The organism is Micromonospora sp. WMMD712 (genome assembly GCF_029581295.1).
Classification (GTDB): Bacteria; Actinomycetota; Actinomycetes; order Mycobacteriales; family Micromonosporaceae; genus Micromonospora; species Micromonospora carbonacea.
On sequence record NZ_CP120743.1, the window covers coordinates 1,351,176 to 1,364,130 of the forward strand.

Consider the following 12,955-nt stretch of genomic DNA (forward strand, 5'->3'; position numbering starts at 1 on the left):
CCCGGTGTCCAGCGCGCTCGACTTCGACCTGCGGATCGACCACGACCGGTTCCTGTCCACGAGGGACCGCCAGCTGCACGCGATCCTCACCGTCACCGCGCGGGCCGGCGCGGGCGACGCCCCGCCCGAGGTCGACGGCTCCGGCTACGCGGAGGTGGTCGTCGTCGACTGCTCCGGGTCCATGGCGCACCCGCCGACGAAGCTCGGCGCGGCCCGGCGGGCCACCGCCGCAGCCGTCGAGATGCTGCCGGACGGGGTCCGCTTCGCCGTCGTGGAGGGCACCCACGAGGCCCGGATGGTCTACCCCGCCCACCGGGGCCTGGCCGTCGCCGCACCGGCCACCCGGGACGCGGCCCGGCGCGAGCTGGGCCGGCTCGCCGCGGCCGGCGGCACGGCGATCGGCGCCTGGCTGGAGCTGGCCCGGGAGCTGCTGGCCGGGCACCCCGAGGCGATCCGGCACGCCCTGCTGCTCACCGACGGGCGCAACGAGCACGAGACGCCGCAGCGGCTGGCGGAGGTGCTGGCGGCCTGCGCGGGCCAGTTCGTCTGCGACGCCCGGGGCGTCGGCGACGCCTGGGAGCCCCGCGAGCTGACCCGCGTCGCCGAGGCGCTGCACGGCACCGCCGACGCGGTCCGCCGGCCCGAGGAGCTGGAGGCCGACTTCCGGGCGACCATGCGGGCCACGATGGCCAAGCGGGTGGCCCGGGCCGGCCTGCGGATCGCCGTGGTGCCGCCGGCGCGGGTGCTGTCCTGCCGGCAGGTGCATCCCACGATCATGGAGCTGCCCGTGACGCCGCTCGACGACCGCTCCGTGACCTGCCCGACCGGCTCGTGGGGGGTGGAGAGTCGGGAATACCACCTGTGCCTCGAGGTGGACCCGGCGGGCCGGCCGACGGGCGAGGACCTGCGGGTCGCCCGCGTCGACCTGCTGCTGGACGAGGTGCCGGCCACCGGGCCGGTGAACCTCCTGGCGCACTGGACGGAGGACCTGGCCCTGTCCAGCCGGATCGACCCGCGGGTCGCCCACTACACCGGGCAGGAGGAGCTGAGCCGGCTCATCGCCGACGGCTGCGACGCGTACGACGCGGGCGACCGGGAGACGGCCGCCCGGCTGCTCGGCCGCGCGGTCGCGCTGGCCACCGCCGCCGGCGACGCGTTCCACCTGGAACAGTTGCGGCTGCTCGTCGAGGACGTCGACGCCGCCCCGGTGCGGCTGCGCGAGGACCTGCCCCGGCTCGACGTGATCAGCGTGGCCGTGCGGTCGTCGGTCACGGTGCCGGGCCCGGCCCCCCGGCCGGCGTCGGGGCCCGGGCCGGCCGCCGACGCCCCGCCCCGGGTCTGCCCGGCCGGCCACCGCTCGCCGCCGGGCGCCCGGTTCTGCCAGCGGTGCCGCCACGAGTTCACCGACCCCGCCGACGCCGGCCCGGTGCCGGCGTGAGCGGCACGGCGCTGACCAGCACCACCCGGCGGACGCTGCTGCGGCTGCTGTGGGCGCTGCTCGCCGCGAACGCGGTCGCGCTGGCCGGCTGCCTCGCGGCCTTCCTCGGGGTGCAGCGCACCACGGAGGCCGCCTACGACCGTTCCGTGCCGGCGATCCTGGCCGTGTACGACACCCAGGTCGCCCTGCGGGAGGCCCACGGCGCGGCGGTGGCCAGCTTCGCCGCCGGCACCCGGCTGCTCGCCGGGCCGGGCGAGGACTACCAGAACCAGATCGCCCGCGCGGGCCAGCACCTCGCCGAGATCGCGGAGGACAACGCCGCCGGCGACGACGGCAGCCGCGACATCCAGGTCGTCGAGGCGTCGCTGGTCACCTACGCCGGTTTGATCGAGCGGGCCCACGCGCACTTCGCCCAGCCCGACGGCAGGGCGCTGGGCACCGCCGCGCTGCGCGACGCGTCGGGCCTGCTGGAGGAGATCCTGCTGCGCCTCGACCGGCTGGAGGAGAAGCAGGACGCGGCGCTGGACCGGCAGGTCGACGGGGCCTGGACGGGCCGGGCGACGATCCTGCTCTGGCTGCTGCCGGTGCTCGCCCTCGGCGCGCTGCTGGTCGCCGCCCAGCTGTTCCTGCGCCGCCGGTTCCGGCGGGCCCTGAACGCGCCGCTGCTGCTGGCCACGCTCGCGGTGCTGGCGCTGGGCGGCACCACGGCGACGAGCCTGCACTCGACCGGCCAGCTCGGCGACGCGCGGGCCGCGACGGACCGGGCCGCCGCCGCCCGGAGGGCCCAGCTGACGGCGCTGGCCGACCGCAACGCCACGCAGTTGGCCGCCCTGCTCCGCACCGCCTGCGCGCCGACGCCGTGCGCGGACACGATCGAGCAGGTCCTCGACCAGCGCGACGGCGATCCGACGTCGGCCGGGTCGGCGAACGAGATCGACGCGGCCGGCAGCACGGCGTGGCGGCACGGCCAGGACGCCACCGGGCTCGCGGCGCGGGCCGCGAACAGCCGCGGCGGCGAGGTCGTCCTGCCGGCGGCGGCCCTGCTCGCCGCCGCGCTGGTGGTCGTCGGTTTCCTGCCCCGACTAGAGGAATACAGGTATCGGCAACGATGAGACGCGGTGCGCTCGCCCTGATCCCGGTCCTGCTCGTCGGCATCGGTCCGGCCGCCTGCGCCGATCCCCCACGGCCGCGGGCCCTGAGCGTCGTCGCGTCCTGGTCGGAGGACGGCGGGGGCGCCACCGACGAGGAGCGGCGGCGCAACAGCGAGGCCTGGCCCTTCCTGGCGGTGCTGGACGCCTTCACGGCGGAGACCGGGATCACGTACACCTACCAGGGCACCCGGGACGTCAGCCAGGTGCTGCGGTCCGGGGTCGACCGGGGCCGGCCGCCCGACGTGGCGGTGCTGCCCCGGCTCAACGACCTGAAGGCGTACGTGCGCAGCGGCGACCTGTTCCCGCTCGACGACGTCGTCCCGGCCGGCGAGGCGGGCCTCGCCCCGCAGTTGCTGCGGCTGCCGCCGCCGGGGGCCGCGACCGCCCGGGTGTACGGGCTCTCCGTCGCCGTGCACGCCAAGAGCCTGATCTGGCACCGCACGAACGCGCCGGGCGGCCCCACGGTGTCGTCGCCACCGGCGACGTGGGCGGAGCTGGTGGCGCTGACCCGCGCGCTCGACGACCGGGGCGGCGCGCCGTGGTGCCTCGGGATGGGGTCGCAGCCGCAGTCCGGGTGGCCGGGCACCGACTGGATCGAGGACATCCTGCTGCACCGCTCCGGGCAGACCGTCTACCAGCGGTGGGCGGCGGGGCAGCAGGCGTGGACGTCGCCGGAGGTGCGGGGGGCCTGGCAGGCGTGGGGCGCGCTGGTGGGGGCCGGGCGGGGCACGCCCAACCCGTTGCTGACCAACTTCGACGTGGCGGGGCCGGGCATGCTCGTCTCGCCCCCGACGTGCTTCCTCGACCATCAAGCCTCGTTCATCGTCGGGTCCTACCAGAGGTTCCTCGTCGAGCACCCCGGGAAGTGGGCTCCGGGCCGGCCACCGGAGTTCGACTTCTTCCCCGCCCCGGCGTTCGGCACGACGGACGCGCCAGTGCGGGAGGTCTCGGAGGACGTGGTGGGCATGTTCGCCGACTCGCCGCAGGCGCGGGCGCTGATCCGCTTCCTGGCCGGCGAGCGGGCCCGCCAGGTGTGGCGGGAGGCGAGCGGCCACCTGGCGTTCACCCTGAACGCGGCGACCGACGCGGCGGCGTACCCGGACGGTCTGCCGCGCCGCATCGCGCGGACCCTCGCCACCGGCACGCTGTGCCGGGACGCCTCGGACATGATGCCGGCGGCGATGACCGCCGCGTTCCACTCGGCCGTCCTGCAGTACCTGGCCGATCCCGCGCTGCTGGACAGCCTGTTGAAGGAGTTGGATAGCGTGCGGGACCGGACGCCGCCGCAGGAGTGGCTGGGGCTGCCGTGTCTCAGCCCGCCGGGGTAGCCATCGAGAAGGGACAGTGGATGAGCGAGGTGGTCGAGTTCGCCCTCGACGGCGGGGGGACCGTGCTCGTGGCCGTGGACGAGACGCCGGGGATCGCCCCGGCGTCCGCCGCCGACGAGGTGCTCCGCCGGGCCGGCGTGAGCTTCAACAGGGCGATCGGCCAGGCGCGGGACGCCGCGTCGGCCGCGCTCACCGAGTTCCGGTCCATGGTGGACCGGCCGGACGAAGTGGAGATCAGCTTCGGGATCCAGCTGACGGCCGACGCGGGGGCGCTGATCGCCCGCACCGGCGTGCAGGGGCAACTCCAGGTGACGGTGCGCTGGCACCGGGAGCCGGGCGTCTGACGACGCGGTCGGGGGCGCCCGGCCCTGCCGGCACCCGCACCCTGTCCTGACCTGCTCGTACGCGACGACATCGGGCCGCCCGGCGAACCGCCGGGCGGCCCTTCGTGCGCGCGGACCCCGCCCCCGCCACGCTGCGTGAGCGCGCCGGGACCGGGCGAACGGGGTCGGCGCTGGGCTTGCGCGGGCTACTAAACCGGTCTAGCGTCCCTCTCCAACGGGGGTCGTTTGTTGCATCGGTGTGAACCGAACGTTGCCGGAACAGGGCCGAGAGGATGCCGCGCGTGGGACCGAGCCGACCGACCATCACCGACGTCGCGAAGGCGGCCGGGGTGTCCAAGGGCGCGGTGTCCTTCGCACTCAACGGGCGTCCCGGGGTGGCCGAGGAGACCCGGGCCCGCATCCTGGCCGTGGCCGCGTCGCTGGGCTGGGCCCCGAGCCACCGGGCCCGGGCCCTGTCCGCGTCGCGGGCGTTCAGCGTCGGCATGGTGATCGCACGGCCGCCCGAGCTGCTCGGGGCCGACCCGTTCTACCCGTCGTTCATCGCCGGCGTGGAGCGGACCCTGTCCGACCGGGGGCAGTCCCTGGTGCTCCAGGTGGTGCCGGACCTGTCCGCGGAGGAGGCCAGCTACCGCCGGCTCGCCACGGCCGAACGGGTCGACGGGGTGTTCGTGCTCGACCTGCGGCTCGGCGACCCGCGGATCGCCCTGCTGGCCGAGCTGGGGCTGCCGGCGGTCACCATCGGCCGGCCGGACGTGCCCAGCAAGCATCCCGCGCTGCTGGTCGACGACCGGCCCGGGGTCACGGCGGCCGTGACCCACCTGGCGGGGCTCGGGCACCGCCGCATCGCCCACGTCTCGGGGCCGCTGCACTTCCTGCACGGCGCCGTGCGCCGCCAGGCGTGGGAGCAGGCCCTCGCCGACGCCGGCCTGACCCCCGGCCCGTGCGTCGAGTCGGACTTCTCGGCGGCCGGCGGCGCGCAGGCCACCCGCGCGCTGCTCGCCACCGGCGACCCACCCACCGCGATCGTCTACGGCAACGACCTGATGGCGATCGCCGGCCTCTCGGTCGCCGTCCAGCTCGGCATCAAGGTGCCCGACGAGTTGTCGATCACCGGCTTCGACGACACGGAGCTCGCCGGCTACGTCACCCCCACCCTCACCACCGTCCGCACCGACCCCTTCGGCTGGGGCCGGGCCGCCGCCGACGCCCTGCTCGACCTCATCGACGGCCGGCCCGGCGCGGACCTCCCCACCCCACCCGCGCCACTGGTCGTGCGCGGATCGACGGCGCCACCACCCACCCGACGCCCCTGACCCGAGCCCGCCACACCCGACCACAGCACCCGCAGCACCGCCTCACCCGCACCGCCGACGGCCACCGGCCCGGCGGGCGGACGAACCTGACCCCGTCCCGGATCGGAGAAGACATGAGACGGACCCTTCCCGCCGCCCTGCTGACCGTCGCCCTGGCCGCCACCGCCGGCTGCGGCGGCTCCGGCGGCGGCGACGCCGGCAAGGCCAACGCCGCCCGCGGCCCGATCACGATCTGGCTGTCCAACAACGCCGAGGAGGTCGCCTGGGGCAAGGCGATGGTGCAGGCGTGGAACGCCCAGCACGCCGACCAGACGATCACCGCCCAGGAGATCCCGGCGGGCACCAGCTCCGAGGAGGTCATCGGGGCGGCCATCACCGCCGGCAACGCCCCGTGCCTGATCTTCAACACCGCTCCCGCCGCCGTGCCGCAGTTCCAGAAGCAGGGCGGCCTCGTCGCGCTCGACTCCTTCGCCGACGCCACCGACTACATCACCGCGCGCACGGGCGCGACGGCCGAGCAGTACAAGTCGCCGGACGGCAGGTTCTACCAGCTCCCGTGGAAGTCGAACCCGGTGATGATCTTCTACAACAAGAAGGTCTTCGCCAGGGCGGGCCTCGACCCGGAGAAGCCGCAGCTGGCCACGTACGACCAGTTCCTCGCCGCCGCCCGCAAGATCAAGTCGTCCGGCGCCGCGCCGGCCGCGATCTACCCCGCGCCGACCAGCGAGTTCTTCCAGTCCTGGTTCGACTTCTACCCGCTGTTCGCCGCCGAGACCGGCGGCAGGCAGCTCCTCGACGGCGGCAAGCCGCAGTTCGCCTCCCCCGAGGGGCAGCGGGTCGCCGAGTTCTGGAAGACCCTCTACGCCGAGGGCCTGGCCCCCAAGGAGAAGTACAACGGCGACTCCTTCGCCGACGGCAAGGCCGCCATGGCCATCGTCGGCCCGTGGGCCATCTCGGTCTACCGGGACAAGGTCTCCTGGGGCGCCGTGCCGGTGCCCACCTCCACCGGCGTCCCCGCCGACCAGGTGCGGACGTTCAGCGACGCCAAGAACGTCGCCATGTACTCGGCCTGCCAGAACCGGGCCACCGCCTGGGACGTGCTGAAGTTCGCCACCAGCAAGGAACAGGACGGCGCGCTGCTCACCGCCACCGGCCAGATGCCGCTGCGCGCCGACCTGCCGGCCGCGTACCCCGACCACTTCGCGAAGAACCCGGCCTACCAGGGCTTCGCCCAGCAGGCCGCGCGCACCGTCGAGGTGCCCAACGTGCCCAACTCCGTGGCCATCTGGCAGGCGTTCCGCGACGCGTACACCGAATCGGTGATCTTCGGCAAGAAGCCGGTGCCCGACGCCCTCTCCGCCGCCGCGGAGAAGGCCGAGCAGCTCGCCGCCTCCTGATGGCCGCCGCCCACGCCGCAGCCGCCGCCACGGCCGGGCCGGTGGCCGGCGGCGACGGCGCCGGACGCCGCGCCCCGCGCGGCCGGGTGGCGGCGGTGCTCGGCCGTCACCCGGTGGGCCTGCTCCTGGCCGCGCCGTACGCCGTGTTCGTCGCCGCGGTCTTCGCCTATCCGCTCGGGTTCGCGGTCTGGATGAGCTTCCACGACTACTTCTTCGCCGCCCCCGGCGCGGTGGTGGACCGGCCCTTCGTCGGGCTGGACAACTACCGCGCGGTGCTGACCGACCCGCAGGTGCGCCAGGCGTTCGGCAACATCGGCGTCTTCCTCGTCATCAACGTGCCGCTCACCGCCGGGCTGGCGCTGCTGCTGGCGGTGGCGCTGAACAGGGTGGTGCGGGCACGGACGTTCCTGCGGGTCGCCTTCTACGTCCCGTACGTCACCGCGAGCGTCGCCGTCGTCGGGGTGTGGCTGTTCCTGTTCAACTCCGACGGGCTGGTCAACCGGGTGCTCGGTCCACTCGCGCCCGACCCGTCCTGGCTGGTCAACGAGGGCCTCGCGATGCCGGTCATCGCGGTGTTCGTGGCCTGGAAGCAGCTCGGCTTCTTCATCCTGCTCTACCTCGCCGCGCTGCAGAACGTGCCGAAGGAGCTCTACGAGTCGGCGGCCGTCGACGGGGCGTCGGCGTGGGCCCGGTTCCGCTCGGTGACCGTGCCGGCGGTGCGCCCGGCGACCGCCCTGGTGGTCATCCTGGCCACCATCACCGGCGCGAACCTGTTCACCGAGCCGTACCTGCTCACCGGCGGCGGCGGCCCGAACGGGTCGTCGGCGTCGCCGGTGCTGGTGATGTACCAGCGCGGCATCCAGCAGGGCCAGCCCGACGTCGCCGCCGCCATCGGCGTGCTGCTGGTGATCGGCGTACTGGTGGTCTCGGCGATCAACCGGCGGCTGCTGGAGAGGGACTGACATGCCACGCACACCCGGGAAGCGACCCGTCACGGCGCTGCGCGCCGTCGCGCTGTTCGGCGGCGCGCTGGTCTTCCTGTTCCCCTTCTACTACATGTTCGTCGGCTCGTTGCAGGCCGAACCGGACACCTCCCCGGCCGGGGCGTTCCCCACCTCGGGGCTGACCCTGGACAACTACCGGGACATCAACGCCCGGGTGGACCTGCTCGGCTCCCTGGTCAACTCGGGGATCTTCACCGGCGGGGTGATCGCCTGCACGGTCGTCTTCGGCATCCTCGCCGGCTACGCGCTGGCGCGGCTGCGCTTCCGCGGCCGGGGCACGCTGTTCGCGCTCGTGCTGCTGGTGCAGGTGATCCCGTTCCAGCTCCTGCTGATCCCCCTGTACGTGCTGATCGTGCGCGGCTACGGGCTGGCCGACTCGTACCTCGGGATGATCCTGCCGTTCGCGATCAACACCACGGCCGTGTTCGTGTTCCGGCAGTTCTTCCTGCAACTGCCCGACGAGCTGTTCGCCGCCGCCCGCGTCGACGGCGCGGGCGAGCTGCGGGTGCTCTGGTCGGTGGCGCTGCCGCTGGTGCGCCCGGCGCTGCTGACCGTCGTCCTGCTGACGTTCATCGGCCCGTGGAACGAGTTCCTCTGGCCGTTCCTGGTCACCAAGCAGGCGGACATGCAGCCGCTGGCGGTTTCGCTGGCCAACTACATCAGCAACGTGGCGGCCCGCGCCGCCAACCCGTACGGGGCGGTGCTGGCCGGGGCGTGCGTCCTGGCCGCCCCGGCGGTCGGGCTGTTCCTGGCCTTCCAGAAGCACTTCGTCTCCACCGACATCGGTTCCGGCGTGAAAGGTTGACGATGACTGTCTCCACCACCGTCCCCTACACCCTGACCAGGGTCGGCGTCGTGATGACGCCCGAGCCCGGCCAGCCCCTTGAGGCCGAGGGGGTGCTCAACCCGGCCAGCGGTCGCACCCCCGACGGGCGGCTGCACCTGCTGCCCCGCCTCGTGGCCGAGGGCAACGTGTCCCGGGTCGGCCTCGCCGAGGTCGAGTTGCGCGACGGCGTGCCGGCCGGGGTCCGCCGCGCGGGCGTCGTCCTGGCCCCCGACGAGGGCTGGGAGCGGGGCACGAACAACGCCGGGGTCGAGGACCCCCGCACGACCTGGGTGCCGGACCTCGGCAGGCACCTGATGACGTACGTCGCGTACGGGCCGCTGGGCCCGCGCCTGGCCCTGGCGGTGTCGGAGGACCTGCGGCACTGGCGGCGGCTCGGGCCGGTGCAGTTCGGCTACCAGCCCGACCTGGACACCGACCTGAACATGTTCCCCAACAAGGACGCCGTGTTCTTCCCCGAGCCGGTGCCCGGCCCGGACGGGCGGGACTGCTTCGCGATGCTGCACCGGCCGATGTGGGACCTGGGCTGGTTCCGCCCCGGCGAGGGGGTGCACCTGCCGGCCGGCGTCACCGACGAGCGGCCCGGCATCTGGATCTCCTACGTGCCGGTCGACGAGGTGCGCGCCGACGTCGGGGCGCTCGTGCGGCTGCGCGGGCACCGCTGCGTGGCGCTGTCGGAGTTTCCCTACGAGGAGCTGAAGATCGGCGCGGGCCCGCCGCCGCTGCGGGTGCCCGAGGGCTGGCTGCTGATCCACCACGGGGTCACCGGCGAGATCCCCGAGGGCTTCGACCCCACCACCCAGCGCGTCGAGTACGCCGCCGGGGCGATGCTGCTCGACCCGGCCGACCCGGCCCGGGTGCTGGCCCGCACCGCCGAGCCGATCCTCGTGCCGGAGCTGGCCGAGGAACGCAGCGGCACCGTGCCGAACGTGGTCTTCCCGACCGCCATCGAGGAGGTCGACGGCGTCCGCTACGTCTTCTACGGCATGGCCGACTCCCGCATCGGCGTGGCCCGGCTGGACCGGCTGCCGTGACGACACCCCTGCCCCGACCGCGCCGAGGAGCCACCGTGAAGCGCCGCACCCTGATGCTGGGCGGGCTCGCCCTGACCACCCCCCTGTTCGCCGGCTCCCCCGCCGGGGCCGCCCCCGCCGCCCCGGCCGCCGGGCCGTCCACCGCCTCGGGCCCGGCCGGCGGGCCGCTGACGAACCTTTCGCACCTGGACTTCCTGCGCCAGGCCGTCGCCCCGCCCGCCCAGGACGGGCACACCACCTACCGGCTCGCCGAGTCCCCCGAGGTCGGCATGCTGTGGACGTACGCGGAGCCGGGGCCGGACGGGAACCTGCGCCGCGTCGGCGGCGGCGCGTACGACGCGGCCACCGACACGTGGGGGCAGGGCGCGTACAACGCCGACGACGTGTCCCGGGCCGCCGTGGTCTACCTGCGGCACTGGGCGCAGACCGGGGCGACCGGCAGCCGGGACGCCTCCCGGGAGCTGCTGCGCGGCCTGACCTACCTGCAGACGACGACCGGGCCGCACGCCGGCAACGTGGTGCTGTGGGCGCAGCCCGACGGCACGCTCCACCCGAGCGCCGAGCCGGTGGAGCTGCCGGACCCGTCCGACAGCGGCCCGTCGTACTGGCTGGCCCGCACCGTGTGGGCGCTCGGCGAGGGGTACGCGGCCTGGCGCGCCGCCGACGCCGGGTTCGCCGGTTTCCTGCGCGAGCGCCTCGACCTGGCCGTCGGGGCGCTGGAGCGGCAGGTGCTGTCCCGGTACGGCACGTTCCAGACCGTCGACGGCGAGCGCGCCCCCGCGTGGCTGATCGCCGACGGGGCCGACGCCACCGCCGAGGCGGTCCTCGGGCTGGCCGCGTACGTGCGGGCCGGTGGCCCGGCGGCGGCCCGGCGGGCGCTGCGCCGCTTCGCCGAGGGCATCGCCGCCCTGGCCGGCGGCGACGCCCGGCACTGGCCGTTCGGGGCGGTGCGCCCGTGGGCGCTGTCGCGGTCGATGTGGCACGGCTGGGGCTCGCAGATGCCGGCGGCGCTGGCCGCCGCCGGCAGGGCGCTCGGCGACCGGCGGCTGCTCGACCCGGCGGTGGCCGACTCCGCCACGTTCACCCCGTGGCTGCTCACCTCCGGCGGCCCGGACAACGGGCGGATCCCCACGCCGGTGGACCGCAGCCAGATCGCCTACGGCGTGGACTCCCGCCTACAGTCGCTGCTCGCCGTCGCCGACGCCACCGGGCGCGGCGGCTTCGACCAGCTCGCCGGGGTGGTCGCCGCCTGGTACTTCGGCGCGAACGCGGCCGGCGTGCCGGCGTACGACCCGGCGACGGGGCGCACGATCGACGGCATCTCCGGCGACGGGGCGGTCAACCGCAACTCCGGGGCCGAGTCGACCATCCACGGCCTGCTCAGCATGCTCGCCCTGGAAGCCCGGCCGCAGGTGGCGCAGGCGGCCCGGCAGGGCCGGATCGTCGAGCGGGTCGGCACCCGGGTGGTCGAGGCGGAGCAGGGCGCGCGCGACGGCGGGGCCGCCATGGTGACCCCGGCCTCGTCGTGGACCGGGGAGTCGTCGATCAGCGGCGGCAGCCTCGTGCGGATGCCCGCCGGGTCGACCGTGCGCTGGGAGCTGCCGCCGTCGGCCCAGCCGGAGCTGGTGCTGCCGGTGGTCGACCTGACCCCCGGCGCGTCGGCGGTCACCCGCTGGGCGGGCGTGTCCGGCGACGGCCGGGAGCTGCCGCTGGGCCAGGTGCGGCACGGGCGGGCCGGCGCGCAGGGCGCCTCCCCCGCGCCGGGGGTGCTGCTGCCGGTGACCCCGTCCGGGCCGGGCGAGCTGCCGGCGGGGGCGACGGCGCTGGTGGCCACGGCCGCCGGGGACGGCGCGGTGGTCGACGCGGTCATGCTGGAGCCGCTGCTGTCCCGGTTCGTCGTCGCCGGGGGCGGCCACGCCACGGCGGTGCTGCGCAGCGCCGCCCGCACGCCGCGCACGGCCACGGTCACCCTGCCCGGCGCGGGGCGGGCCGTCGTCGAGGCGTACGACTCGGCGGGGGCGCGCCGGTCGCGGACGGTGGTGTCCGGCGCGACCGTGCCGGCGGTGGTGCTGCCCGGCGGCTTCACGGTCGTGCGCCGCTGACCGTCGGAGCCGCTGACCCGTCGTGCGGCGCTGCTGATCGTGGCGCGGGGCCGGCCCGGACGTCGTCGGCCGGGCCGGCCCCCGCACGCGGGTCAGACCGTGACGACGCGGTTGTCCACGATGGAGTCGAACGTCGACTCGGGCGCGATGAGGCCCCACTTCACCATCCACCGGTAGGTGCGCGCGAACTCGGCCTCCGGGTAGGGCTCGGGGTCGACGTAGCGCAGCCGGCCGAGCCGGAAGTCCGCCGGCTCCAGCTTCACCAGGTCCTCGGGGACCTCGGCGACGAAGTGGTGCAGGTACGGCCGGATGTCCTCGTTGATCTTCTTGACGGCCCGGCGGACGGCCCGGTCGACGGCGGCGAAGGTCTCCGGGTCGACGTCGGCGCTGGCGATCTCCGAGCCGACGTAGAACGCCTCGGTGACCAGCACGTAGCCGAGCTTCTCGGCGGCGGTGGTCCACGGCTCCATCAGGGCCACGGCGTCGACCTCGCCGTCGCGCAGCTTGCGGAACCGCTCGGCCGGCCCGCCGGCGTGCACCACCTTGATCTCGTCGGACTCCAGGAACCCTTCGAGGGACTGGATGGCCAGGTAGTGCGAGCCGTGGTGGAAGTTGACGCCGACGGTCCTGCCGGCCAGGCCCTGCGGGTGCTTGATGTCGGAGTCGGGCCGCACGAAGATCGCCTGGCTGGCCACGGAGGCGCGCTTGGCGATGATCTGCCCGCCCCGGGTGCTGTCGTGGGAGCGGCGGATCTGCCCCCACTCGCAGGCCCGGTAGAGGGAGACGTCGCCGCTCTCGAACGGCGTGGAGATGCCGCCGAACGAGCTGACCAGCTCGTGCTCCTCGATCGGCTTGAGCACCGCGTCGTACGAGCCGGGGGCGACCAGCTCCAGGTCGATGCCCTCCTCGGCGAAGTAGCCGTGTTCCAGGCCGACGAGGTACGGCAGGGTGAAGATGGCGCCGCTGCGGACGCTCCTGACCTTCTTGAGTGTCACCGGGG

The 12,955-nt window shown here is 75.1% G+C and carries 11 protein-coding genes; 10 read left to right on the plus strand and 1 reads right to left on the minus strand.

Going from position 1 to position 12,955, the window contains the following annotated elements; all coding sequences use genetic code 11:
• Window positions 1-4: 4 nt before the first annotated feature.
• From O7633_RS05515 to O7633_RS05560, 10 genes are all read left to right on the plus strand, one after another.
• Window positions 5-1,438: a VWA domain-containing protein gene (locus O7633_RS05515; RefSeq protein ID WP_282326493.1), complete on the plus strand. Its 1,434-nt coding sequence runs from the start codon at window positions 5-7 to the stop codon at window positions 1,436-1,438.
• Window positions 1,435-2,550, plus strand: a complete 1,116-nt coding sequence (locus O7633_RS05520) for a hypothetical protein (RefSeq protein ID WP_282326494.1) — start codon at window positions 1,435-1,437, stop codon at window positions 2,548-2,550. The genes O7633_RS05515 and O7633_RS05520 overlap by 4 nt, the downstream gene beginning before the upstream one ends.
• Window positions 2,547-3,917, plus strand: coding sequence for an ABC transporter substrate-binding protein (locus tag O7633_RS05525; RefSeq protein ID WP_282326496.1), 1,371 nt, complete (start codon window positions 2,547-2,549; stop codon window positions 3,915-3,917). Before O7633_RS05520 ends, O7633_RS05525 begins: the two co-directional genes overlap by 4 nt.
• A 20-nt stretch (window positions 3,918-3,937) precedes the next feature.
• Window positions 3,938-4,261 (plus strand): CU044_2847 family protein, encoded by a 324-nt coding sequence (locus O7633_RS05530; RefSeq protein WP_282326498.1) that lies wholly within the window; start codon window positions 3,938-3,940, stop codon window positions 4,259-4,261.
• Window positions 4,262-4,542: 281 nt separating this feature from the next.
• Window positions 4,543-5,574, plus strand: a complete 1,032-nt coding sequence (locus tag O7633_RS05535; RefSeq protein ID WP_282326500.1) for a LacI family DNA-binding transcriptional regulator — start codon at window positions 4,543-4,545, stop codon at window positions 5,572-5,574.
• Between the two features lie 113 nt (window positions 5,575-5,687).
• Complete coding sequence (locus tag O7633_RS05540; protein WP_282326501.1) at window positions 5,688-6,971, plus strand: extracellular solute-binding protein; 1,284 nt, start codon at window positions 5,688-5,690, stop codon at window positions 6,969-6,971.
• Window positions 6,971-7,933 carry a sugar ABC transporter permease gene (locus tag O7633_RS05545; protein ID WP_074473185.1) on the plus strand — a complete coding sequence of 321 codons (963 nt, stop codon included), beginning with the start codon at window positions 6,971-6,973 and terminating at the stop codon, window positions 7,931-7,933. The genes O7633_RS05540 and O7633_RS05545 overlap by 1 nt, the downstream gene beginning before the upstream one ends.
• Before the next feature lies 1 nt (window position 7,934).
• Window positions 7,935-8,780: a carbohydrate ABC transporter permease gene (locus tag O7633_RS05550; protein WP_282326505.1), complete on the plus strand. Its 846-nt coding sequence runs from the start codon at window positions 7,935-7,937 to the stop codon at window positions 8,778-8,780.
• A 2-nt stretch (window positions 8,781-8,782) separates the two neighbouring features.
• Window positions 8,783-9,853, plus strand: a complete 1,071-nt coding sequence (locus O7633_RS05555) for a glycosidase (protein ID WP_178065036.1) — start codon at window positions 8,783-8,785, stop codon at window positions 9,851-9,853.
• A gap of 35 nt (window positions 9,854-9,888) precedes the next feature.
• The gene (locus O7633_RS05560; RefSeq protein WP_282326509.1) at window positions 9,889-11,955 is read left to right on the plus strand and encodes a hypothetical protein; all 2,067 of its coding nucleotides are present in this window, start codon (window positions 9,889-9,891) and stop codon (window positions 11,953-11,955) included.
• Window positions 11,956-12,047: 92 nt separating this feature from the next.
• Here the strand turns inward: O7633_RS05560 and O7633_RS05565 are convergent, their stop codons facing one another.
• On the minus strand, window positions 12,048-12,950 hold the full coding sequence (locus O7633_RS05565) for an ABC transporter substrate-binding protein (protein WP_282326510.1): 903 nt from the start codon (window positions 12,948-12,950) through the stop codon (window positions 12,048-12,050).
• Window positions 12,951-12,955 lie beyond the last annotated feature (5 nt).